The sequence below is a fragment of the Streptomyces sp. ITFR-16 genome (assembly GCF_031844705.1).
Classification (GTDB): domain Bacteria; phylum Actinomycetota; class Actinomycetes; order Streptomycetales; family Streptomycetaceae; genus Streptomyces.
Window position 1 is genome coordinate 1,978,490 of record NZ_CP134609.1, and the last position, 23,834, is coordinate 2,002,323.

Genomic DNA, 23,834 nt, shown 5'->3' on the forward strand with positions numbered 1-23,834 from the left:
GATCGGCTCCAGGGTGGATCATGGGTGGAGCCGTCGTCTCCACCCGTGGGTGCAGACGACGGCTCCGTCCGGGCGGGAACCCGGGATCAGACGTCGATGCGCGAGCGGTCCAGCGTGGCCGCCGAGCTGGTGATGAACTCCTTGCGGGGTGCCACCTCGTTGCCCATCAGCAGGTCGAAGACCTTCTCGGACGATTCCAGGTCGCCGATGTTGATGCGCCGCAGCGTGCGGTGGCGCGGGTCCATCGTCGTCTCCGCCAGCTGGTCGGCGTCCATCTCGCCCAGACCCTTGTAGCGCTGGATCGAGTCCTTGTACCGGACGTTCTTGCGCTGGAGCTCCAGCAGGCGCTGGCGCAGCTCGTTGTCCGAGTAGGTGTAGATGTACTTGTCCTGGCCCTTCTTCGGCTGGACCAGCTCGATCCGGTGCAGCGGGGGCACGGCGGCGAAGACGCGCCCCGCCTCGACCATGGGCCGCATGTACCGCTGGAAGAGCGTCAGGAGCAGGATGCGGATGTGGGCGCCGTCCACATCGGCGTCGACCAGCAGCACGATCTTGCCGTAGCGGGCGGCGTCGATGTCGAAGGTCCGGCCGGACCCCGCTCCTATGACCTGGATGATCGCGCCGCACTCGGCGTTCTTCAGCATGTCCGAGACGGAGGCCTTCTGAACGTTGAGGATCTTGCCGCGGATCGGCAGCAGCGCCTGGAACTCGCTGTTGCGGGCGAGCTTGGCGGTGCCCAGCGCGGAGTCACCCTCCACGATGAACAACTCGCTGCGCTCCACGTCGTCGCTGCGGCAGTCGGCCAGCTTCGCCGGCAGCGACGAGGACTCCAGTGCGGTCTTGCGACGCTGCGCGTCCTTGTGCTGACGGGCGGCGATCCGGGTGCGGGCGGCGGCGACCGCCTTCTCCAGGACGGCCCTGGCCTGCGCCTTCGCGTCCCGCTTGGTGGACGTCAGGAACGCCTTGAGCTCCTTGGCCACGACGTTGGCGACGATCCTGTTGGCCGCCGAGGTGCCGAGCACCTCCTTGGTCTGGCCCTCGAACTGCGGCTCCGCCAGCCGTACGGTCACGACCGCGGTGAGGCCCTCCAGGGCGTCGTCCTTGACGATGTCGTCCTCGGCGACGCGCAGCATCTTCGCGGAGCGGAGCACTTCGTTGACCGTCCTGGTCACGGAGCGTTCGAAACCGGACACATGGGTGCCGCCCTTGGGGGTGGCGATGATGTTGACGAAGGACTTGAGGTTGGTGTCGTACCCCGTGCCCCAGCGCAGCGCGATGTCGACGACGAGCTCGCGGGTGACCTCGGTCGCGGTCATGTGCCCCCGCTCGTCGAGGACGGGCACGGTCTCCTTGAACGTGCCCTGGCCGGTCAGCCGCAGGACGTCGCAGACGGCCTTGTCCTGCGCGAGGTACTCGCAGAACTCGCTGATTCCGCCGTCGAAGCGGAACGTCTCCTCCGTCTTGCCCTCGCCGTCCAGGCCCCGCTCGTCCCGGACGACGATGGTGAGACCGGGGACGAGGAAGGCCGTCTGGCGGGCGCGCTGGTAGAGCGTGTCCAGGTTGAGCTTGGCGTCCTTGAGGAAGATCTGCCGGTCGGCCCAGTACCGCACCCGCGTGCCGGTGCGCGTCTTCGGGACCCGCTTGCCCTTGAGCAGTCCGTTGGCCGGGTCGAACGGGCTGTCCGGTCCCTGCTCGGTGAACATGCCCGGAACCCCGCGGCGGAAGCTGATCGAGTGCGTCGCGCTGTTGCGGTCGACCTCGACGTCCAGCCGGGCGGAGAGGGCGTTGACGACGGAGGCGCCCACGCCGTGCAGTCCGCCGGACGCGGCGTACGAGCCGCCGCCGAACTTGCCTCCGGCGTGCAGCTTGGTCATGACGACCTCGACGCCGGACAGGCCCGTCTTGGGCTCGACGTCGACGGGGATGCCCCGGCCGTTGTCCCGGACCTCGACGGAGTTGTCGTCGTGGAGGATGACCTCGATGTGATCGCAGTAGCCGCCGAGGGCCTCGTCGACGGAGTTGTCGATGATCTCCCAGAGGCAGTGCATCAGGCCGCGGCTGTCGGTGGACCCGATGTACATGCCGGGGCGCTTGCGAACCGCTTCGAGCCCCTCGAGTACGAGCAGGTGCCGCGCGGTGTAGTTGGAACCGTCTCGGTCTGCTCCGGTCAGCAGCGCAGTGGACGGCACGGACGTATCGGCGGTCACGCGGTTCGCTCCTCGCTGAATTTCATTTGGGGCTCAGTGGGTAACAGGCTCGGCTTCGGTTGCCGCTGAGAGGGTACCGAGCCCTGGTAGAGCGGTTGTAACGCCACCCTCGAAGAACCCTCACAGTAGTCCAGCCTCGCATACACGTTCGATCCCTCCTTGGAGTGAAGTGCACATCACGTTCCCTTCCAGGCATGAACCATTTAGGCTCCGGGCACGTCCTCATGAACAACCGGCAAGCCAGCCGGCCCGGACTGACCAAGCCAAGCAACGCGAAACCGTAGCGCCACGCAATACGGCACATTCGCCGCGAACCGGCAACAGACAGCCATCCTGAGAAGAAGTTTCGAAGAAAAGCCACGAGCGGGAACGTTTTCGGCCTGGTTGGATGTTGACCCTGGTACGACAGCTCGTCGAGCTAGAGAAGAGGCGACGTGACTACTGTTCTGACCCCCGCGAGCCCGCTGACCGCAGCAGACCGCTGTGACCGTTGCGGCGCCCAGGCCTACCTGCGCGTCGTCCTGATCAGTGGCGGTGAACTGCTCTTCTGCGCCCACCACGGTCGCAAGTTCGAGCCGGAACTCAAGAAGATCGCCGCGGAAATACAGGATGAGACGGACCGACTGACGGCCGTGCAGGCCCAAGCCGCCGAAGAGGAACAACACTGACACCTCGCATCCACGACGAGCCAGGGGCCGGTCCCGACCGGCCGACGGGCGGCTTCCCCCACCGGGAAGCCGCCCGTTCTCGTACCTGGAGCCGGTGGTGTCAGCCGGCGTTCTCCATCCAGCCGATGGCGGCGGAGATCCGCGTGTAGACACCCGGGTATCCGGCCTTGGCACAGCCGTTGCCCCAGGACACCAGCCCGACGAGCCGCCCCTGGGCCACCAGAGGCCCTCCACTGTCCCCCTGGCAGGCGTCGTACCCGCCCTCGGGTTCGCCCGCGCAGAGCATCGCCGAGGCGTCGTACGTGCCGTTCCTGCCGCCCGGGTAGGCCTGCTCGCAGGAGCTGTCGGGCAGGACACTCACCTTCGCGGACCGGAGCGACGACGCGTAGTCGCCGTTGCCGGTGGTGTCGCCCCAGCCGTAGACAGTGGCTGCCGTACCGGACCGGTACGCGGAGTCACCGGCCTCGGCCAGCGGGATCGCGTCCTGCGCGGGCAGCGCCTCGGACAGGGTGAGCACCGCGACGTCACCGCTGTTGGTGGTGGGGTCGAAGCCGGGATTCACCCATGTGCCACTCACCGCGATCTCCTTGCCGCCCGAGCCGGTCAGCTCGTCCCGGCCGGAGATGATCTTCAGATCGCCCACCTGGCCGACATCGACGCCGAGGGACTCCCGGCTCAGGCAGTGGGCGGCCGTGAGCACCTTCTTGGGCCCCACCAGGGCACCGCCGCAGAACTGCCCGGCGCGGGTACCTCCGAACCGGTCACGGCTGGACAGCGCCACCACCCACGGGCTGTCCTTGACGTGAGCGGGCTGCCCCCCGATGACGATGCTGTCCGCGACGGCCGGGGCAGGCGACGCGAGCGGTATCACGGCCGTTGCGGCAGTGAGGGCGAGCGCCCCGGTCATGATGCGGACGACGGTACGGGACATGCGTACTCCTGACTCTGTGATGAACCATGCCTACCCAGAGTCATCGCATGGACACAAGCCCGCACCTCCGCGGAGCGAGGGGCACACGGGTGCGAGCGCGCACGGAAAGAGGGCCCGGCTCCCCAGGGGATCCGGACCCTCGTTCCGCGTACTGCCGCGGACCGGCCTAGTCGAGGTAGTCGCGCAGGACCTGCGAACGCGACGGGTGGCGCAGCTTCGACATGGTCTTGGACTCGATCTGGCGGATGCGCTCACGCGTCACGCCGTAGACCTTGCCGATCTCGTCCAGCGTCTTCGGCTGTCCGTCGGTGAGGCCGAAGCGCATGGAGACCACGCCCGCCTCACGCTCGGACAGGGTGTCGAGAACCGAGTGCAGCTGCTCCTGCAGGAGCGTGAAGCTGACCGCGTCGGCCGGGACGACCGCCTCGGAGTCCTCGATCAGGTCACCGAACTCGCTGTCCCCGTCCTCACCCAGCGGGGTGTGGAGGGAGATCGGCTCGCGGCCGTACTTCTGGACCTCGATGACCTTCTCGGGGGTCATGTCGAGTTCCTTGGCCAGCTCCTCCGGGGTGGGCTCGCGGCCCAGGTCCTGGAGCATCTGACGCTGCACACGCGCGAGCTTGTTGATGACCTCGACCATGTGCACCGGGATACGGATGGTGCGGGCCTGGTCGGCCATGGCGCGGGTGATCGCCTGACGGATCCACCAGGTGGCGTACGTGGAGAACTTGTAGCCCTTGGTGTAGTCGAACTTCTCGACCGCGCGGATCAGACCGAGGTTGCCCTCCTGGATCAGGTCCAGGAAGAGCATGCCGCGGCCGGTGTAGCGCTTGGCCAGCGAGACCACGAGACGGAGGTTGGCCTCCAGCAGGTGGTTCTTGGCGCGGCGCCCGTCCTCGGCGATGATCTCCAGCTCGCGCTTGAGCTTGGGGGCGAGCTTGTCGGAGTTCGCCAGCTTGTCCTCGGCGAACAGACCCGCCTCGATGCGCTTGGCGAGCTCGACCTCCTGCTCCGCGTTGAGGAGCGGGACCTTGCCGATCTGCTTCAGGTAGTCCTTGACCGGGTCGGCCGTGGCGCCGGCGACGGCGACCTGCTGCGCGGGCGCGTCGTCCTCGTCGTCGTCGGAGAGGACGAAGCCCTTGTTCTCGCCCTCGCCCTCCTCTTCCTCACCCTTGCCGGCCTTGACCTCCTCGGCGGCGTCGTCGCCGTCGAGGATCTCGTCGTCCTGCTTGCCGGCCTTCTTCGACGCCGTCTTCTTGGCCGCCGTCTTCTTCACGGCGGTCTTCTTGGCAGCCGTCTTCTTGGCTGCCGCCTTCTTCGCAGGGGCGGGCGCGGCGGCATCCTCGGCCACCGCGTCCACGGTCTCGGCCGACGGGGCGGCGGTGGCCGCGACGGTACGCGTCACGGTCGTCTTGGCCGCGACGGTCTTGGTGGCGGTGCGCTTGACCGGGCTCTTCGCTGCGACGCTCTTGCGGGCGCGCTTCGACGGCTCCGCGGCACTGACCATCAGCGTCACACCCTCTTCCTCGAGGATCTGGTTGAGGCTGCGCAGAACGTTCTTCCACTGGGTTGGCGGAATCTGGTCAGCCTCGAAGGCCCGACGCACGTCATCGCCGGCGATCTGCCCATCAGCCTTTCCCCGCTCGATGAGCGCCATCACAGATTCGGACTCGGCGATCTCCGGCGGGAGCGTACGGGATGTGCTGGCCGACACGAACAACCTCTCGGAACGATGGAAACGGCTTCCGGCCCGGCCCGGAGAGGGCTTGAGCCGACGACCGTCGGGCAGGGAATGTACCGACGGCGCGGGTTAGGCCTCAGAACTGCACAGCGCCCTGAATGGCTGCTGTATTCCTTCCGCGGCGGTCACCTCTTAAGTCATCGCGCTGTTTCGAGGAGTGTTACGCCCAATCCACGTGGCCCGAGTCACACCCCATTTGCGATGAACGCGGCCAAGGCGACATCTCCCCACAATTGTGCCGCCGGACCCCGTGGGCCCGGCGACACATGGTTCGTACACCCCGGCCGCGCGCCGATCAGTGCTCGCGCGGCGCCGGAACCACTCGCTCCACATCGTGGTGGACCACGAGCAGTTGACGCATGGCCGCCTCGGCTCCCGCGGAGTCGCCCGTCGCGAGGGCGTCGACGATGCGTGCGTGGTGGCCCAGGGATGCCTCATTGGGGCGGTCACACCCGGTGACCGGCCCTCCGGAGACCTGCAGGGCGGCGGAGACGATGCCCGAGAGGTGCTCCAGCATGCGGTTGCCCGCGGCCTGGATGAGCAGGGAGTGGAATTCCGCGTCGGCGCGGGCGCAGGTGATCACATCGCCCTGCCCGAGCGCGTGCCCCATGATCTCGACCATGTCCCCGAGGCGCTGCTGAAGGTCCTCGCGGCCGTGGCCCGCGGCGAGACGGGCGGCGAGCGGCTCGATCGTCCAGCGGAGGTCGCCCAGCTCGCGGCGCTGGTCGTCGCGCTGCGGTCCGAAGGCACGCCATTCGATGATGTCGGGATCGAGCAGATTCCAGTCACTGACCGGCCGGACCCGGGTCCCCACATTGGGGCGGGCACTGACCAGCCCCTTGGCCTCGAGTACGCGCAGCGACTCCCGCACGACGGTTCGGGAGACCTCGAATCGCTGGCCGATCTCCTCGGGCACCAGGGGGCGGTCCGCACCCAGGTCGCCGGAGACGATCATCTGACCCAGCTGCTGAACAAGCTGGCCGTGCAGTCCACGGCCACGGCTGGCCGACCCCCGTCCCCGGCCCACCCGGCCGAGCTCGGCGTCGGGACCGTCCCAGGAACGAGCGGCGGCACGCTCGCCGGCCGGTGTCTCCCCATACGGGTAACGGTCTAGTTCGCCCGGGCCGGCGAGGCCGGAATCGGCGGAGCGGGCGGCGGTCATCATGGTGTGCGCAAGGGTACTCACGCATCCTTTGTCGGCCGTACTCAGCCACCCCTTGAGGTCTTTGGTGAAAAGCACACGAAAGGGTGATCGGCACCCGCCTCTCAATTGACGCCTTAATGGTATAAACCGGGCATTTTCTGTGCAGTTGTGCGGATCCTGAGGTTCCAGACACGTTCCGCGATCACCAACGGACCCTGCCGCGAAGGCTGGTGAACAGATACGCGCAGATGAGGACCGACAACGACACGGTCAGGGCCGCCCCCACGGGATGCGCCACGACCCGCACCCCGGCGGCCAGCCACCGGTCCACCTCCTGCGGCCACTGGAGCCAGGCCAGTTCCCGCAGCCGGCCCGGAAGTCCGGCCATCGAACGGGCGGTCGGCGCCTTGGGCATCCACTCGACGAGCGGAACCATGAGCACCGGTACGGCGAGCACCGCGGCCACCCCCGCCGCGGTGACCCGGAAGATTCCGGCGGCCAGCAGCCCGGCCCAGGCGCAGCCGACGGTCAGGCCCGACCAACTCACGGCCAGCGACGACACGTTCGGAGGGATACGGACCAAGTCCCCGCCGTACACGACACGGAGGACCTCCGCCGAGGCGAGGACGACGACCAGTGCCAGCAGCAGGGCGACGCCCGCGGACACGGCCAGTTTGGCCAGCAGCAGGCCGAGGCGGCGGGGGACGGTGCCGCGTCCTGCGGCGAGCGCGGGGTAGCGGAACTCGTCGCCGAAGGAGAGCGCCCCGAGCAGCCCCGCACCGAGCGCGGCCGGAGGCAGCGGCAGGAGTGAGGGCCAGGCGGCGAGCACGGTCGGCAGCGGGGTACGGCCGTCGCGGGCGAGCAGAACCGAGAGCCCGACGGATGCGACCAGGGCGACCGTCATGATCAGGGTCGTGGTCCGCACTCCGAAGAGGCGGCGCAGCTCATAACGCACCGGACGCAGCGGTCCGCGCGCCGGCCGGCGCTTGATGGGCGGTACGGACTCCGGTCCGGCGGGGAGCGAGGACGTCACGAGAGTCTCGGCGGGCTGCCGTCCGGCCTCGGGAGCGGAGACGGTCTCGGCGGGTGTCGGCACATCCCGGTCGCCGTCCGGGCCGGTGTCACCGAACTCGTCGGCGAGCCGGTGCACGGGCAGCCCGTGCCGGAACGCCGCGTCGCCGATCTCCGCGCAGCTGCTGCCGTAGACGGACAGGCGGCTGCTGCCCGCCTCCGTCACGACCTCGACGGAGCGCCGGGCCGCCCTCGCCTCCCGGCTGACGATCGCGGCGAGCCGGACGGCGTGCGGGGAACGGACCGCTACGCGGGGGCGCAGCCGGGTACGGGAGAAGTCGGCGGCGTCCTGGTCGGCGACCAGGCGCCCCGCGTCGATGGTCACCACATGGCCGGCCACACGTGCGGCCTCCTTCGGGTCGCTCGTGGTGAACAGGACCGTGCCGCCCCGGTCGGCGTGGGACCGCAGCATCCCGAGCAGCCAGGCGGCCTCGCGCGCCGTGAGCCCTTCCGTGGGCTCGTCGAGGAGGAGGGTGTGCGGATCGCCGAGCAGGGCGCAGGCGAGGGCCAGCCGGCGGTCCATGCCGAGGGAGAGCGTGCCGATGCGCTGGTCCCCCAGCCCGCCGAGCCCTACGGCGTCGAGCAGTTCGTCGGCGCGGGACGCCGGTACGCCGGCGACCGCGCAGAGCATGCGGAGCTGCCCGCGAGCGGTGCGGGCGGGGTGCCCCGGTACGTCCCCGAGCAGCACGCCCACCTCGCCGGCGGGGCGTGGGACGCGGTGCAGCGGTCTGCCCCGGAAGTAGGTGACCCCCCGGCCGGGATCGAGTTCGAGCATCAGCCGGAGGGCGGCGGTCTTGCCGGCACCCGGTGCGCCCAGGAGCGCGGTGACACAGCCGGGCCCGGCGTCGAACGTGAGGTCGTCCACGGCGGGCGGAAGTCCGCGGTGGCGGGCGCTGGTGAGTCCGATGGCCTGGAGCATCGCTTCTCTCGCAGGAGGTGAGTCCGCTCGGCGGCGAGTGAGTACCGCAGCACGATAACCCGACATATCAGACTTTTTGCGCAATGCCGAGTCCACGGCGTTCCGGCCGCCCGCACGGCCGATGCGGAGCTACCGGGCTCCGGGCCGAACGGGAATCAGACCTCCGGCCGCAGCATCGGGGGGTTGAGCACCGTCGCCGCGCCGGACCGGAAGAGCTGGGCCGGTCGGCCGCCCTGCCGGGTGGTGGTCCCGCCCGAGGGCACCAGGAAGCCCGGCGTGCCGGTCACCTTGCGATGGAAGTTCCTCGGGTCCAGCACCACGCCCCACACCGCCTCGTACACCCGGCGCAGCTCCCCGACCGTGAACTCGGGCGGGCAGAAGGCGGTGGCCAGCGAGGAGTACTCGATCTTGGAGCGGGCCCGCTCCACGCCGTCGGCGAGAATCCTCTCGTGGTCGAAGGCCAGTGGTACCTGGTGCTCGCCGTCCCGGCCGAAGCCGCCCTCCGCCCCGAGCAGATCGTCGACCGGCGCCCAGCGCGCGCTGTTCGCGTCGCCGCCGGCCCTGGGGGCGGGCAGATCGGGGGCCAGCGCGAGGTGGGCGACGCTGACGACCCTCATCCTCGGGTCCCTCGCGGGGTCCCCGTAGGTGGCGAGCTGCTCCAGATGGGCCCCGTTGCCGACCGCCGGGGCCGCCGGGTCCTGTGCGCACAACCCGGTCTCCTCGACGAGCTCGCGCGCCGCCGCCGCACCGAGATCCTCGTCGGCCCGGACGAAGCCGCCGGGCAGGGCCCACCTACCCTGGAACGGGGTCTCGCCCCGGCGTACCACCAGCGCACAGAGCGCATGACGCCGCACCGTGAGCACGACCAGGTCGACGGTGACGGCGAAGGGCGGAAAGTTCGACGGGTCGTAGGGCGGCATGCCGCGATCATAGTCGTCTGTCTGACGATAAACACTCCCTTCGCGGATCTGTGATCAGTCATGCCCGGCCGCCTGCCGGTGAGCCGTCATGGCGGTGGCGAGCCGGGCGACGGGGTCGCCCTCGACGCGGTGCCGGGACTGCTGGTCCGGCCAGGTCGAGAACCCGTCGCCCGGCCAGCGGGGAACCACGTGGAAGTGCAGGTGCGGCACCGACTGCTCGGAACCGGGACCGCTGGCGCTCAGGATGTTCACGCCTCCCGCCCCCAACGCGGTCCGCATCTCCTCGGCCACGCGCTGGACCAGCGCCATGACCTCCGACAGGACCTCGGGGGGCGTATCGAAGATGTCCGCGCGGTGGGACGTGGGAACCACCAGGGTGTGCCCCGGGGAGAGCGGGTTCAAGGGGGCGAACGCGGCGGCCGACGGCCCCCGGAACACCCAGCGCGCGGCGCCCTCGCGCATCAGGGAGCAGAAAGTGCAGTCCATGCGCGCAGACCCTGCCAGAACCGGCGCCGCGGCGGCCAGGGTGTTGTCTCCGGCCGCGCCGATGACGAAGATCCGCGCGACTCGCACCCCCACCCCCCTCAGGCGGGGAGGGTGCTGAGTTCGCCGCCGTCGGCGAAGAGGACCGCGCCATTGACGTAGCTACTGGCCGGGCCCGCCAGGAAGGTGACGAGCTCGGCTATCTCGCCGGGATCGCCTGCCCGGCCTCGGGCGTTGGTCCTGTTCATCGCCGCCGCGTGCTCACCGAGCATCGCCGCGCTGCCCTCGGTGCGGACGGGCCCCGGGGAGACCGCGTTGACCCGTACACCGGAGGGGCCGAACTCCGTGCCCCAGTACCGGGTGAGGAGTTCCACGGCGGCCTTGGAGGCACCGTACGCCGCCCCGATGGGAGCGGGGCTGCGGGCCGCGCTCGATCCGATCGTCACGATCGATCCCCGGCCGCGCCGGGCCATGGCCGGCGCCAGCGCTCCGACCAGCAGGAACGGGGCCCGGGTATTGATCGCCATCTGCCGGTCGAAGCTCGCCGCGTCCGTCACGGCGGTCGGCGCGAACTCGAACAGCCCCGCGTTGTTGACCAGGATGTCCACGTCGCCCGCCTCGGCCGCCAGCCGCAGAGTCTCCTCGGCGTCGGTGAGATCGGCGGCGACGAAACGGGCCGAGCCGCCCTGCCGGGCGATCTCCTTCACCAGGGCTTCGCCGCGCCCCCGGTCCCGTCCGTGCAGGACCACCTCGGCGCCCTGCCGCGCCAGGCTCTGCGCGACAGCCCGCCCGATCCCCGACGTCGCTCCGGTCACCAGTGCGGTGCTGCCCCGCACATCGGTGTTGCTGTCGGTCTTGTTGCTCATCACTGACTCTCTCGTCGCCCTTGCCGGGGGTGCCGGTCACAGGTCTCGCGACCGGCACCCTTACCCAAAACACTATGCATGAAAGATGTTCTGCTCACAAGACGATCTACTGAGCAGCACTTGACTGCTAAACTGCAGGGGTGAGTGCATCCGCTTCCGGAAAGAAGGCCCGGCGCACCGACGCCGACGACGTCGCCCTCGGGACCGATCTGGGGTGGGCGCTCCGCATCGTCTCCACCGCGTTCCGCCGCGTCGCCACCGATTCGGTGGCCGATCTGCCGGGCGGGGCGCGCGGTTACCTCGTCCTGGTCGCCCTGGCCGGGGGTGAGCCCCCGTCACAGCTCGCGCTGGCCAAGGAGGTCAGCCTGGACCGGACGGTGATGACCTACCTGCTGGACGACCTCGAAGCGCACGGGCTGATCAGCCGCAGGCCCGACCCCCGTGACCGGCGCGTACGTCAGGTCCTGCTCACCGACACCGGGCGCGCCCGGCTGGAGAAGGCCCGCCACGGCCTCGCTGCCGCCGAGGCACGCCTCCTCGTCGACCTCGGCGACCAGGACGCCGAGCAGCTGCGCACGCTGCTCTCCCGCGTCGCCCGGACCGCCCAGCGCGAGTCCCTCGGCCCGGACGAAGCAGCCTGCTGACGAGGCGGGCCGGGCCTTGCGGAAGCCGGCTCCCGCAAGGCCGGCCGCATCCCGTACGCGGCCCGTATCCCGTGTGCGGCCCGCTCCGCCCGTCGGTGCCTCAGTGGTGGCCCGTCCGCGATCCCCTGCGGCCCTGCACCCCCGGCCGGCCGGCCCGGCGGCGGCCCGTCGTCCCGGGCCGGACGGAAGCGGTCCGCATCCTGGCGCGCCCGGCGGGCTGCACGCGTACGGAACGGGCCCCCGCGACCCGTTCCGCACGGCGGCCGCGCCGTACCGTCCGGGTGCCGCGCTCGCCGCGCAGGCAGCGTCGCAGCGTCTCCGGATCGAGGCCCTGGTTGCAGGCCTCGTGCAGGAGCTGGGCGAAGGTGTAGTGGGGGTCCACCCGCAGGGCGAGCCCCAGCGCCACACGCGCGGCCGGTTCGTCACCGGTCGACCAGGAGACCCAGCCCGCCAGGGTGAGAGGCGCCGCCGCGTGCTCCTGGTAGGGGGCGACGCAGCGGCGGGCGAGGGCCCGCCACAGCCTCAGCGCCGTCTCCGCCTCGGGCCCCTCCATCCATTCGGCCGCCCGGTCACGGGTCTCCCGGTCCTGAAGGCCGAGAATCAGCTCGGCGGCCTCCTCATGGGTGATCAGCCGGTCGTCGTTGAGGTCGGCCAGCGAGGGCCCCGCCGCCGGGGCCCGGACCAGGCGCCGCATGAGCCGGCGGGCGAGCTTCAGCGTGGTCTCGCCGACCTCCTTGCGGCTGTCCTCCTCCAGCAGCATCGGCACCAGAGCGGCCCCCGCCGCGTCCAGGGCCCGCTGCTGCGCCGCACCCGTCGTGCCGGTCAGCGGCGCGAGCCTCGCCTCCATCTCGCGCAGCGACCCCCGCACCTGGATTCCGGCGTAGGTGGCCGCCGCCGCCATCACCGAGGTGCCGGGCATCGCCATCGGATTGCCCTCGGCCGGGCAGCAGCGGGCGTCGGGGCAGACATAGGACCAGAAGCGGTTGCCGGAGACGCAGAGCGCCTCGAGCACGGGCACGTCCAGCGCGCCGCACGCCGTACGCAGCAACTGGGCCAACGGGCGCAGCCGCTCCATGGTCCCGGTGCCCGTCTCGCCCTCGGCCGGGTCCTGGCAGAGGAAGACGACGATCGCGTCGGGCCGCCCGCCGCGCCGCTCGCTCCCCTTGATCAGGCACTCGGCGAGCTGCTCCGCGACCGATGGCCATTCCCGCGCCGACTGCGGGATGCCGAGCCTGAGCCGCCCGCCGAAACGGCCCCGGCCGCCGTGCAGGGCGACCATGACCACGCTGTCGTTCGGATGGAACCCCATGAGATACGGGAGGGCGTCGGCCAGCTCGGCCGGACCTCGCAGGGTGATCTGCTGTTCGTCGGACGGACTGGTGGATTCGTGGTGCTTGTTCATGGGATGACCGTCCCGCGACCGGACACTTTCCGCGACCCCCTGTGGATAAGTTGTCCACAGGGGCAGCGCGGTCGTTCGCGGTTTGTCGTACCCATCGGGTTGCATGGGGGCATGACCAACGCAGACCGTGCAGAGCTCAGGGCTTCGGCCGATTCCGTACTGGCCCGACTCGTCGGGGACGCCTCCGGCACGGCCCGGCTGCGCGAGGACCAGTGGCGGGCCATCGAAGCGCTGGTCGCCGACAAGCGCAGGGCGCTGGTCGTCCAGCGGACCGGCTGGGGCAAGTCCGCCGTGTACTTCGTCGCCACCTCGCTGCTGCGCGCCCGGGGCAGCGGTCCGACCGTCATCGTCTCGCCGCTGCTGGCGCTGATGCGCAACCAGGTCGCGGCGGCGGCCCGCGCGGGCATCAGCGCGCGGACGATCAATTCGTCCAACACGGAGGAGTGGGAGACCGTCCAGGCCGAGGTGGCCGCCGGAGAGGTCGATGTCCTGCTCGTGAGTCCGGAGCGGCTCAACAACCCGGACTTCCGCGACCAGGTCCTGCCCCGGCTCGCCGCGGCGACGGGCCTGCTCGTGGTCGACGAGGCGCACTGCATCTCCGACTGGGGCCACGACTTCCGGCCGGACTACCGCCGGCTGCGGACCATGCTCGCCGATCTGCCGGCAGGCGTGCCGGTCCTCGCGACCACCGCAACGGCGAACGCGCGTGTGACCGCCGACGTCGCCGAGCAGCTGGGCACCGGCGCGGGCACGGACGCGCTGGTGCTGCGCGGTCCGCTCGACCGGGAGAGCCTCAGTCTCGGTGTGCTGCAACTGCCCAACGCCGCGCACCGGCTGGCCTGGCTCGGCGACCACCTCAAGGAGCTGCCCGGCTCGGGCATCATCTACACCCTGACGGTCGCGGCGGCCGAGGAGGTCACCGCCTACCTCCGCCAGTGCGGCCACACCGTCGCCTCGTACACCGGCCGCACCGAGAACGCCGAACGCCAGCAGGCGGAGGACGATCTGCTCGCCAACCGCGTCAAGGCCCTGGTCGCGACCTCCGCGCTCGGCATGGGCTTCGACAAGCCCGACCTCGGCTTCGTCGTGCATCTGGGCTCGCCCTCCTCCCCCATCGCCTACTACCAGCAGGTGGGACGCGCCGGGCGCGGCGTCGAGCACGCAGAGGTGCTGCTCCTTCCCGGCAAGGAGGACGAGGCGATCTGGCAGTACTTCGCATCGGTCGCCTTCCCGCCGGAGGAGCAGGTCCGGCGCACCATCGACGCGCTCGCCCAGGCCGGGCGGCCACTGTCGCTGCCCGCCCTGGAGCCCCTGGTGGACCTGCGGCGCACACGGCTGGAGACCATGCTCAAGGTGCTTGACGTGGACGGGGCGGTCCGGCGGGTCAAGGGCGGCTGGACCGCCACCGGAGAGCCCTGGGTCTACGACTCCGAGCGCTATGCCTGGGTGGCCCGGCAGCGGGCGGCGGAGCAGCAGGCGATGCGCGACTACGCCACGACGACCGGCTGCCGGATGGAGTTCCTGCGCCGTCAGCTGGACGACGAGGAGGCAGCCGCCTGCGGGCGGTGCGACAACTGCGCCGGGGCGCGGTTCGACGAGGCCGTCTCCGCGGCGGCGCTCGACACCGCGCGGGGTGAGCTCGGCCGGCCCGGTGTGGAGGTGGAGCCCCGCAAGATGTGGCCGACCGGGCTCGCGGCGGTGGGCGTCGATCTCAAGGGCCGGATCCCGGCGGGTGAACTCTCCGGCACCGGCCGGGCCCTGGGCCGGCTCTCCGACATCGGCTGGGGCAACAGACTGCGCCCGATGCTCGCGGCCCAGGCGCCAGACGGGCCGGTGCCCGACGACGTGGCCGACGCCGTGGTCACGGTGCTGGCGGACTGGGCCAGGGGCCCCGGCGGCTGGGCGCCCAGTGCCGCGGACGCCGTGGCCCGGCCGGTCGGCGTCGTGGCCGTGGCCTCGCAGCGCAGGCCGCAGCTCATCGAGTCGCTCGGCAGGCGCATCGCCGAGGTCGGGCGGATGCCCCTGCTCGGCAGCGTCGGCCTCGCCCCGGGAGCGGATGAGATCCGGGTCTCGCAGACCAACAGCGCCCAGCGGGTCCGGGCGCTGCACGAACGGCTCGTCGTGAGCCCCGAGCTGGCACAGGCCCTGGCGGCGGCGGGCGGGCCCGTGCTGCTCGTGGACGATCTCGCGGACACCGGCTGGACCCTCGCCGTGGCGGCCCGGCTGCTGCGGAGGGCCGGGGCGGAGGCCGTGTTTCCCCTGGTCCTCGCCGTTCAGGCGTGACGGGTGGCGTCAGCCGGGGCCGGACTGGGCAGGGATAGCAGGGATATCCGTGTCATTCCGGCTGATTACCGTCAGCTGCGCCAATTGCTCGTTGCCGCCTGCCGATACGCCAGGAAGAATTGGACTCGCTCCCCGCACGGTTCTTTCGCGGGCCCGGAAGGGCTGTGCCGCGGTGCGCCCTCACCCGACCCTGCCCGCATCGTGGGCGCGTATGCGAAGGGAGGACCGTGACCTTCGGATTCGCTCCGTCCGCAGCCACTTCGATGTCGGCAGCCGCCGACTCCGCCAACCGCCTTGCCCGAATGCTCGAACCGGCCGAGTGGGCGGCGGCGGGCATACCGCTGCTGCGCAGCCCGCGCGAGGTGGTCAGCGGACTGCACGCCAGGCACCGGCCGACTCCGGCAACCGCCGTGGTCGCCGTCCTGGACCACGAGGAACGCCTCACGGCCAGCGCCTCGTTCGCCCGTCGCTCGGTGACGGCGGACGGCTGGGAATTCCGCAACTCGCTGCTGGCGCACCTGCGCCGGGTCATCCCGCACGATCTGCGCCGCCGCACTCCTGTCCGTACCGCGGTCCTGCTCTACTGCCGTGAGGGGGACGAGCGTTGGACGGAGGAGGACGGGGCGTGGATGTGGGGACTGCGGGACGCCTGCACCCTGCACGGCCTGCGCTGCGGCGCGTACATCACGCTGACCCGTGGGGGCTGGCAGGTGCTCGGCGAGGGCCGGGGCGGCCGTCGGCCCAGCTCCGTGTCGCCGCCGGCCGCGCTCGCCGACACCGCGCTGGACCATGATCCGGCACCGCTGCGCACCGGCGGCGGGGCGGCTCAGGCACTGCACCGCTCCGCGGCACGCTGACCCGGTGTGCGGTGATCCGGCCGCCCGTGGGGGCCGGATCACCACACACCGGAGTGGGCCGGATCTCCTCAGACGCCCGCGCCGAGCACGGTGTTGATCCGCTGCGGGTCGCCGCAGACGATCAGCAGGGCTCCGGCGCGTGCCCGCGCCGTCGTCAGCGCGCGGGTGGCGGCGTCGTCGACCGGACCGTTGACCGCGACGACCACCACGGGACGGGACGCCACCCGGTCCGCCGCGGCGGCCCCGGCGAAGAACACGTCGTCGCCCGCTTCGTGCTGGGCCCAGTAGGCGGCCTCGCCGAAGGACAGCTCGTGCGTCGCCCACGGGTGCTGGTCACCCGTGGTGAGCACGAGGATGTCGCCGGGCGCGCGGCCCGAGTCGAGCAGCAGGTCCACCGCCTCGTCGGCGGCGTCGAGCGCACCGCCGGCCGGAGCGGGGATCAGCTGGAGCTGCGGCGCGGAACGATTCTCCGGCCGGGCGGCCTGGGGCCGTCCGGCGGCGGAGTGCTGGCGCTGCGCCGGAGGCGCAGGCCTGGGGCCGGGACCCGGACGACCGGGGCGCGGCGTGGCCGCTGTACGCGGACCGGGTACGGGACGAGGGGTCGACGCGGCGCGGCCGGTGGCCGGGGTGGCGCGGGGACCCTGGGCGCTCTCGTGAATCTGAGGCTCCTCGGGGATGAGAGGCATGGGTGGTTGTCTATCAAACGCCGGTGCGGGACGCATCGGCGGGTGGGCACATGTGCGCGATCAGAAGTCGAAGCCGAGCTGGCCCCCGCTTTCCAGTGCGGCCGCCTCGGCGGAGAAGCGGACCTTCTTGAGGTGCTGCCACCTGGGCAGCGCATCGAGGTAGGACCAGGAGAGGCGGTGGTGGGCCGTGGGCCCCCGCTCCTCGAGCGCGGCCCTGTGCACGGGGGACGGATAACCGGCGTTGTCGTGGAACGCGAAGTCCGCGTACTCGCCGGAGGCGGCACCCAGCTCGGCCATGAGGGCGTCCCGGCGCACCTTCGCGATGACCGAGGCCGCCGCGACGGCGATGCAGGACTGGTCGCCCTTGATGACCGTTCGGACCTGCCAGGGAGCGCCGAGGTAGTCGTGCTTGCCGTCCAGGATCACCGCGTCGGGGCGCACCGGCAGGGCCTCCAGGGCGCGTACGGCTGCGAGCCGGAGCGCGGCGGTCATTCCGAGTGCGTCGATCTCCTGCGGCGAGGCGTCGCCCAGGGCGTACGCGGTGACCCAGCTCTCCAGCAGCGGCGCCAGTTCGGCGCGTCGCTTCGGGCTGATCAGCTTGGAGTCGGTGAGTCCGGCGGGGGGCCTGCGGAGGCCGGTGACCGCGGCGCACACGGTGACGGGTCCCGCCCACGCTCCGCGTCCGACCTCGTCGACGCCGGCGACGGTCCTGGCACCGGTGGTGGCGCGCAGTGAGCGCTCGACGGTGTGCGTGGGTGGTTCGTACGGCATGGCGTCTGTCAGCGTACGCCGCTGGGGACGCCAGGAACACCCCGGGGGCGTACACCGGCCGGCCGCGTCCGGTGCCGTGCGGCGGGGCGGGGCACCGGCACGGCGTCCGGGAGGCGGGGACATCCCCGGCGGGCCGGGGTTCAGCGCCGGGCGGAGCGGAGCAACGGCACCGCTACGCCGTCGATCAGCTCGGCGATCTCCTCGTCGGCCCATTCGCTGGAGCACACCTTGGTGCGATACATCATCATCGCGGGGATGACGTCGAAGACCACACCCCGCAGGGCGTCGGCGCGGACCTCACCGCGTTCGACGCCCCGGCTCAGCACTTCCTTGATGAGCTCGGTCGACGGCTTGATCACGCCGTTGAGGATCACCGACTGGAAGCGTTCCGCCGTGTGACCGTCGCATTCGTGAAGGACGGAGCGGAGCGCGGAGCCGGACTTGGAGAGCATCGCGTCGCGCAGCCCCCGGCACAGCTGGTAGAGGTCGTCGCGGACGTTTCCGTGGTCGGGCGCTTCGGCCATCGCGGGCAGCGCGCTGCGCAGGGCGTCGGCGACCAGGTCCTCCTTGGAGGGCCATCGCCGGTAGATCGCGGCCTTGCCGGTCTGGGCGCCGGCGGCGACCCCCTCCATCGTCAGCCCGCTCCAGCCGACCGTACTCAGCCGCTCCAGCGCGGCGTCGAGGATGGCGCGTTCCAGCACGGGTCCGCGCCGCCGGAGGGACACCACCGACTGCCGGGCGGCGGCAGCCGATCGCGAAGTAACCATGAGCTTCTCTCCATCGAACAGGTTCGTTGCGCCGCCTGCCGACAGGCCGCGGCGGTGGCTCCGCACGGACCCGGCAACGGCGGATTCAGTGAACGCTTGCGTTCACTGAAGGGGACTCACTAACGTTGACGGGACAGTGAACGGAACCGTTCACTAATTCACTTGTGGGGGACCCTCAGTGACAACCTCTCAGTTAAACGATCTGAGCGCACCGGGTGCGGCGCGCCGGCAAGGGCGCCCGGGGATCGCCCTGACCGTCATCGCCGCCTGCCAGTTGATGGTTGTGCTCGACGCCACGATCGTCAACATCGCCCTCCCGCACATCCAGGACGCGCTCAGCTTCTCGACCACGGATCTCTCCTGGGTCCTGAGCGCCTACACCCTGACCTTCGGCGGGCTGCTGCTGCTCGGCGGCCGGGCCGGGGACATCCTCGGCCGCCGCCGGGTCTTCATGACCGGCATCCTGCTCTTCACCCTGGCCTCACTGGTCGGCGGATTCGCCCAGGAACCCTGGCAGCTGCTGCTGGCCCGCGCGCTCCAGGGCATCGGCGGCGCCATCGCGTCCCCGACCTCGCTCGCGCTCATCACCACCACCTTCGCCGAAGGACCCGCGCGCAACCGGGCGTTCGCCGTCTTCGCCGCGGTGTCCGCGGGCGGCGGCGCCATCGGGCTGCTGGCGGGCGGCATGCTGACCGAATGGCTCGACTGGCGCTGGGTCTTCTTCGTCAACGTGCCGATCGGCGTACTGATCGCGGTCCTGGCACCGCTCTACATCAACGAGTCCGAGAAGCATCCGGGACGCTTCGACGTCTCGGGGGCGCTGACCTCGACGCTGGGCATGGCCTCGCTCGTGTACGGGTTCATCCGGGCCTCCGAGGAGGGCTGGAAGGACTCCCTGACCCTGGCGTCGTTCGGCACCGCGGTGGTCCTGCTCGGCGCGTTCGTCCTGGTCGAGATGCGGGCCAAGGAGCCGATCACACCGCTGCGGATGTTCGCCGACCGCAACCGCTCGGGCACGTACGTGATCATGCTCGGCCTGTCCGCCGCCATGTTCGGCATGTTCTTCTTCATCGTGCTGTTCGTGCAGAACGTGCTGGCCTACACCCCGATCGAATCGGGGCTGGCGTTCCTGCCCGTGACCGTCGCGATCATCGTGGGCGCCGGGCTCTCGCAGCGGTTCCTCCCGGTGCTCGGACCGAAGCCGTTCATGGTGACGGGTTCGGCGCTGACCGGCGTGGGCGTCTTCTGGCTCACGTTCATCTCCTCGGACAGCTCGTATCTCTCCGGCGTGCTCGGCCCGATGATGCTGTTCGGCTTCGGCATGGGGCTGAACTTCGTGACCCTCACCCTGACCGCGGTCTCCGGAGTCGCCCAGCACGAGGCGGGGGCGGCCTCCAGCCTGCTCAACGCGAGTCAGCAGGTGGGCGGTTCGCTGGGTCTGTCCATCCTGGTCACGGTCTTCGGTACGGCGAGCCGCACCGAGGCGGAGAAGCAGGTCCCGCAGTTCCTGGCGCAGGCGTCGCCCGAGCAGAAGGCGCAGTTCGCCAAGACCAAGGAGCTGCCCGGGGTCTGGGGCCACGCGGTGCTCACCCAGGGCATCTCGACCGCGTTCCTCGCGGCGGTGGGCATGTCGGCCCTCGCCCTGCTGACCGCGCTGCTGGTCATCCGGGTGCGCAAGAGCGACCTGGACGCGCTGAGCGGCAAGGCGGCAGCCGCAGGGCCGGCCGCCTAGCACGCCGCCGCGGCCCGGACGCGACGCGCGCCGGTTGCGGGCCGCCCCTGTCGGGCGGCCCGCAACCGGCGGGGCCGGTCAGTACGGGTCGTAGGGATCGTACGAGTCGTCCGTGCCGCCGTCGCGCTCGCTGCCGTTGTCACCCGAGTTCATGCCCCGGCAGTCGAGCGTCCGGAAGCCGGGGTCCCAGTCGCCGAGGATGTCCCGGGCCCGCGTCTCGCCCCAGCTCGTCGCGTACCACGGCTCGTCCGAGTCCCGCAGCGTCCGCTGGATCTTCTCCAGGGCGCAGGAGCGCAGCGGCTCCGGCAGGGTGTCCAGAGCCGGTACGGCGTCGGCCGAGAGCCCGCTGAGGTACTCGATGTCGATCGAGTGGTCGCTGCGGTAGCGCTGGACGTTCTGTTCCGCGATCAGACCGTCGGGCGAGATCAGCCCGAAGGCCAGCACGCCGACGGCCGCGCTCGCCGCGACCGCGCGCGGCAGCAGCCGGGGGCCGAACACCCCGGCCGCCATGATCAGCACGAGGACCACCCCGAGCCACAGCTCGACCGCCGCCACGGAGATGCGCAGCCGGGTCAGTCCGTACGCGTCGACGTAGAGGTCCATGCGCCGCAGCGCGGAGGCGACCACGATGAGCGTGAGCAGGCAGAGCGTGCCGAGGACGCCGCGTACGAGCGTCCGGTCGCGGGCACCGCCGCGCGGCGCCCAGCGCAGGGCGAGCGCGATGACGCCGAGCGTGAGCACGGTGGCCCAGAGCAGCTGCCAGAAGCCCTGGCGGGCGTACTCGGAGTAGCTGAGGTCGGTCTCGGCCATCACCTTGTCGTACCCGCCGAGCAGCACCGTGAGCTGGATGGCGAGGAAGCCGGCGAAGAGCAGGTTGAGGACGACCAGCGGGAGCGCCCACTCCAGCCGTCCGCGTGCCCTGCCCGGCCGTACGCTCAGGCCGTCCCAGTGCACCGGGGCGGCGGCGGTGTACGCGGCGGCGAGCGAACCGACGAGGCCGATCAGCGCGAGGAAGAGCCGCCACGGCCCCTCGCCCACCGACACGTCGGGCATCAGATTGCCGAGCACATCGGCGAAGGCGGCGTCAGCACTGGCGAAGAGCGCCCCGAACACGATGAGCAGGAGCACGGCCACCGCGACGGACCGGAAGACGACGCCCCACCGGCCCCGGGACCCCGACATCCGGTCGCGCACCCCGCGCACGCCCCAGCCCAGCGACTCCGCGACGGAGGTCAGCAGACCCAGCGAGCCGAGGAACACCCCCAGCCAGCTGCGGCTGCCGTGCAGCGCGAGCGAGCCGAGCGCCACGGCGGACACGATGGCGAGGAAGGTCGGCCAGCCCGCGTCCCGGAGGGCGGGGACGGCCAGCAGGGCCAGTCCCCCGATCCCCCAGACCGCGGTCCACGGGCGCAGCCGCCGGCCCGCCGCCCGCGCGGCGTAGTACGCGCCGAGCGAGGCCGGCACCGCCACGATCAGCAGGTTCGGGCCGATCCCGTCACCGAGCAGCAGAGCGCTGAGCAGCGTGGTCGCCAGGATGGACCAGAGGGTGGCGCTGTGGACGGTCCCGGGCTTCACGGGCCGCAGGCGCGAGATCGTGGAGGGGTCCTGCTTGGACTGCGCCCAGGGGTTGGGCTGCTGCGGGGGCCGGCCCTGCTGGGCGTAGGCCGGGATCTTCGGCGGCTCGGGCACGGCCCCCTGCGGCTGGGCGCCCGGCGCCGCCTGGGCCTGCGCGGGAACTCCCGGCTGCGCGGGCGCGGTCGCCGGTGCGCCGGAGCCGCCCGGCCCGGTGGCCTGCGTCGGAGCGGGCGGCTGCGCCGGAGCGGCCGCTGCGGACGGCTCCGGCGCGTGCTCGGCCCGGGGTGATTCTGACGACTGGTCTGACACGGGACCCCTCCCCACCGGGGTCCGCTCACGCGTGCCCTGGGCAGCGCACGGCCCCCCGGCGTCTCATTCGGTGCGCGCCCGTGGTGATGATCATCGAGGGCGGCGTGGCCGAAAGAGTAACCCCGTGTGACGGCCGTCGGCCGGGCCGGACGGGCCTGTGGCAGGACCGTGACAGTCGGACCGGTGTGGCGGCGGAGGGGAAGGGTTCAGCGGGCCCTGGCGGGCGGCGCCTGACGGACGGCCCAGTCGGGCAGTTCCTCGGTCCGGTCCGTCCAGTGCTCCGGAGGCGCGCCCGCCGCGCCCGCCGCGACCACTCCGCCGACGATCGCGCACGTCGTGTCGACGTCGCCGCCCGCCTGCGCGGTCACCCAGAAGGCCTGCTCGAAGTCGCCGAGGCTGCGGGCCGCCGACCACAGGGCGAAGGGGACGGTGTCGTGCGCGCTGGTGCGCCGGCCGTTGCCGAGGACCGCCGCGACCGTGCCGGCGTCCTGGTAGTCCAGCATGTCGCGGGCCCGGCGCAGCCCCGCGCCGACCGCGCTGCGCGGCACGAGCGCGATGACGCCGTCCAGCAGGTCCGTCGGGCTCGGCGGCCCGGCGGGCGAGGCCGCGAGCGAGGCGGCGGCCGCCACGGCCATCGCCCCGACGACGGCCTCGCGGTGCTGGTGCGTGGTGTACGAGGAGATCTCGGCCTGGTGCGTGGCCTGCTCGGGGTCGTCCGCGTACCAGGCGCCGAGCGGCGCGATACGCATCGACGAGCCGTTGCCCCACGATCCCTGGCCCTTGAAGAGCGCGGAGGCCAGCTCCCGCCAGTCCCCGCCCTCCCGGACCAGGCGGAGCAGCCGGTTCACCGCGGGGCCGTATCCCCGGTCGAAGTCGTGACGCGTGGCGAAGGAGAGGGCCAGGGCGTCCTGGTCGATCCGGCCGTGGTCGCGGAGGACGGCCAGGACGGAGCCGGCCATTTCGGTGTCGTCGGTCCACTGCCAGGGGCCGGGCGGCAGGGCCCGGTCCTTCAGGAGCGGATAGTTGGCGGGCACGAAGAACTGGGAGCCCAGGGCGTCTCCCACGGAGAGGCCGCGCAGGCTGGCAAGGGCGCGTTCGAAGCGCTGGTCGGAAGCGGATTCGGTCATCGCTTCCACTCTATCCGGTGATGCCGTAGGGCTCAGGTGTGCGCCAGCGTTCGAAGGGCCGGTCGAGGGTGTAGCGGCCGTTCGCGCCGAGCAGGAGCGTCCGGGACTCCCCGTTGCCGGGGTTGGAGAGCGACTCGAATTCGGCCACGGACCAGTGGAACCAGCGCATGCAGAAGAGCCGCATGGTCAGACCGTGCGTGACGAGCAGGACGTTCTGCGGGTGGTCCGGGTCCTCGAAGCTCCGGTGCAGGCTCTCCAGGAACGCGCCGACCCGGTCGTACACGTCCGCGCCGGACTCGCCCTGCGCGAAGCGGTAGAAGAAGTGCCCGTAGGCGTCCCGGTAGGCCTTCTGGAGGCGGACGTCGTCATGGTCCTGCCAGTTGCCCCAGTCCTGTTCGCGCAGCCGGGGCTCCTCGCGCACCCGGACCTGTCCGGGGTCCAGCCCGAGGGCCGCGAACGTCTCGTGCGTGCGGCGGTAGGGGGAGACGTACACACTGACCTGCTCGTCGCCGAAGAGTCCGCGCAGCCGTGCCCCCGTCTCGCGGGCCTGCCGCAGGCCGGTCGGGGTGAGTCTCAGGGCGTGGTCGGGCTCGCGCTCGTAGACGGTGTCGTCGGCGTTGCCCTCGGACTCGCCGTGCCGGACCAGGACAATGCGTTGCGGTCGTGCCATGTACCGACCCTAGATCGAGTCGGCACCGTTCGAGCAGTTGTCCGGAATTCGATGGTGGATG

20 protein-coding genes are annotated in these 23,834 nt (G+C 71.5%); 5 read left to right on the forward strand and 15 right to left on the reverse strand.

Annotated elements, in window-relative coordinates:
* Window positions 1–86 precede the first annotated feature (86 nt).
* A complete protein-coding gene (locus RLT58_RS08735) occupies window positions 87–2,207 on the reverse strand; it encodes a DNA gyrase/topoisomerase IV subunit B (protein WP_311309834.1) in 2,121 nt (706 codons plus the stop codon).
* A gap of 434 nt (window positions 2,208–2,641) precedes the next feature.
* Here RLT58_RS08735 and RLT58_RS08740 point away from each other — a divergent pair, with 434 nt between their 5' ends.
* Window positions 2,642–2,875 carry a DUF7455 domain-containing protein gene (locus tag RLT58_RS08740; RefSeq protein ID WP_024489001.1) on the forward strand — a complete coding sequence of 78 codons (234 nt, stop codon included), beginning with the start codon at window positions 2,642–2,644 and terminating at the stop codon, window positions 2,873–2,875.
* A gap of 100 nt (window positions 2,876–2,975) precedes the next feature.
* Here the strand turns inward: RLT58_RS08740 and RLT58_RS08745 are convergent, their stop codons facing one another.
* The 7 genes from RLT58_RS08745 to RLT58_RS08775 form a co-directional block, all read right to left on the reverse strand.
* Window positions 2,976–3,806, reverse strand: coding sequence for a S1 family peptidase (locus RLT58_RS08745; RefSeq protein WP_311309835.1), 831 nt, complete (start codon window positions 3,804–3,806; stop codon window positions 2,976–2,978).
* Between the two features lie 166 nt (window positions 3,807–3,972).
* Window positions 3,973–5,520 carry an RNA polymerase sigma factor gene (locus RLT58_RS08750; protein WP_311309836.1) on the reverse strand — a complete coding sequence of 516 codons (1,548 nt, stop codon included), beginning with the start codon at window positions 5,518–5,520 and terminating at the stop codon, window positions 3,973–3,975.
* Window positions 5,521–5,842: 322 nt separating this feature from the next.
* The gene (locus tag RLT58_RS08755; RefSeq protein ID WP_311309837.1) at window positions 5,843–6,733 is read right to left on the reverse strand and encodes a FadR/GntR family transcriptional regulator; all 891 of its coding nucleotides are present in this window, start codon (window positions 6,731–6,733) and stop codon (window positions 5,843–5,845) included.
* Window positions 6,734–6,893: 160 nt separating this feature from the next.
* The gene (locus RLT58_RS08760) at window positions 6,894–8,681 is read right to left on the reverse strand and encodes an ABC transporter ATP-binding protein (protein ID WP_311309838.1); all 1,788 of its coding nucleotides are present in this window, start codon (window positions 8,679–8,681) and stop codon (window positions 6,894–6,896) included.
* Between the two features lie 155 nt (window positions 8,682–8,836).
* A complete protein-coding gene (locus RLT58_RS08765; RefSeq protein ID WP_311309839.1) occupies window positions 8,837–9,601 on the reverse strand; it encodes an NUDIX hydrolase in 765 nt (254 codons plus the stop codon).
* A gap of 54 nt (window positions 9,602–9,655) precedes the next feature.
* A complete protein-coding gene (locus RLT58_RS08770) occupies window positions 9,656–10,087 on the reverse strand; it encodes an HIT family protein (protein WP_311309840.1) in 432 nt (143 codons plus the stop codon).
* Between the two features lie 98 nt (window positions 10,088–10,185).
* Complete coding sequence (locus RLT58_RS08775) at window positions 10,186–10,950, reverse strand: SDR family NAD(P)-dependent oxidoreductase (protein WP_311309841.1); 765 nt, start codon at window positions 10,948–10,950, stop codon at window positions 10,186–10,188.
* Between the two features lie 140 nt (window positions 10,951–11,090).
* Between RLT58_RS08775 and RLT58_RS08780 the strand changes: the two genes are divergently transcribed.
* Window positions 11,091–11,594 (forward strand): MarR family winged helix-turn-helix transcriptional regulator, encoded by a 504-nt coding sequence (locus tag RLT58_RS08780; protein WP_311309842.1) that lies wholly within the window; start codon window positions 11,091–11,093, stop codon window positions 11,592–11,594.
* A 100-nt stretch (window positions 11,595–11,694) separates the two neighbouring features.
* On the opposite strand, the gene RLT58_RS08785 is transcribed toward RLT58_RS08780, so the two are convergent.
* Window positions 11,695–12,996: a DUF4192 domain-containing protein gene (locus RLT58_RS08785; protein WP_311309843.1), complete on the reverse strand. Its 1,302-nt coding sequence runs from the start codon at window positions 12,994–12,996 to the stop codon at window positions 11,695–11,697.
* A gap of 111 nt (window positions 12,997–13,107) precedes the next feature.
* Between RLT58_RS08785 and RLT58_RS08790 the strand changes: the two genes are divergently transcribed.
* Both RLT58_RS08790 and RLT58_RS08795 read left to right on the forward strand, forming a co-directional pair.
* On the forward strand, window positions 13,108–15,279 hold the full coding sequence (locus RLT58_RS08790) for a RecQ family ATP-dependent DNA helicase (protein WP_311309844.1): 2,172 nt from the start codon (window positions 13,108–13,110) through the stop codon (window positions 15,277–15,279).
* 227 nt (window positions 15,280–15,506) lie between these two features.
* Entirely contained in the window at window positions 15,507–16,136 is a 630-nt protein-coding gene (locus tag RLT58_RS08795; RefSeq protein ID WP_311309845.1) for a hypothetical protein, read from the forward strand.
* 68 nt (window positions 16,137–16,204) lie between these two features.
* Here RLT58_RS08795 and RLT58_RS08800 read toward each other — a convergent pair whose 3' ends face one another.
* The 3 genes from RLT58_RS08800 to RLT58_RS08810 form a co-directional block, all read right to left on the reverse strand.
* Complete coding sequence (locus tag RLT58_RS08800; protein WP_311309846.1) at window positions 16,205–16,822, reverse strand: hypothetical protein; 618 nt, start codon at window positions 16,820–16,822, stop codon at window positions 16,205–16,207.
* 60 nt (window positions 16,823–16,882) lie between these two features.
* Window positions 16,883–17,593 (reverse strand): ribonuclease HII, encoded by a 711-nt coding sequence (locus tag RLT58_RS08805; RefSeq protein ID WP_311309847.1) that lies wholly within the window; start codon window positions 17,591–17,593, stop codon window positions 16,883–16,885.
* A gap of 140 nt (window positions 17,594–17,733) precedes the next feature.
* Complete coding sequence (locus RLT58_RS08810; RefSeq protein WP_311309848.1) at window positions 17,734–18,360, reverse strand: TetR/AcrR family transcriptional regulator; 627 nt, start codon at window positions 18,358–18,360, stop codon at window positions 17,734–17,736.
* A gap of 178 nt (window positions 18,361–18,538) precedes the next feature.
* On the opposite strand from RLT58_RS08810, the gene RLT58_RS08815 reads away from it, so the two are divergent.
* Window positions 18,539–20,092, forward strand: coding sequence for an MFS transporter (locus RLT58_RS08815; RefSeq protein WP_311309849.1), 1,554 nt, complete (start codon window positions 18,539–18,541; stop codon window positions 20,090–20,092).
* Between the two features lie 78 nt (window positions 20,093–20,170).
* Here the strand turns inward: RLT58_RS08815 and RLT58_RS08820 are convergent, their stop codons facing one another.
* The 3 genes from RLT58_RS08820 to RLT58_RS08830 form a co-directional block, all read right to left on the reverse strand.
* Window positions 20,171–21,976: a DUF4153 domain-containing protein gene (locus RLT58_RS08820; protein WP_311309850.1), complete on the reverse strand. Its 1,806-nt coding sequence runs from the start codon at window positions 21,974–21,976 to the stop codon at window positions 20,171–20,173.
* Between the two features lie 206 nt (window positions 21,977–22,182).
* The gene (locus tag RLT58_RS08825; protein ID WP_311309851.1) at window positions 22,183–23,103 is read right to left on the reverse strand and encodes an ADP-ribosylglycohydrolase family protein; all 921 of its coding nucleotides are present in this window, start codon (window positions 23,101–23,103) and stop codon (window positions 22,183–22,185) included.
* Between the two features lie 10 nt (window positions 23,104–23,113).
* A complete protein-coding gene (locus tag RLT58_RS08830; protein WP_311309852.1) occupies window positions 23,114–23,773 on the reverse strand; it encodes a histidine phosphatase family protein in 660 nt (219 codons plus the stop codon).
* Between the last annotated feature and the right edge of the window lie 61 nt (window positions 23,774–23,834).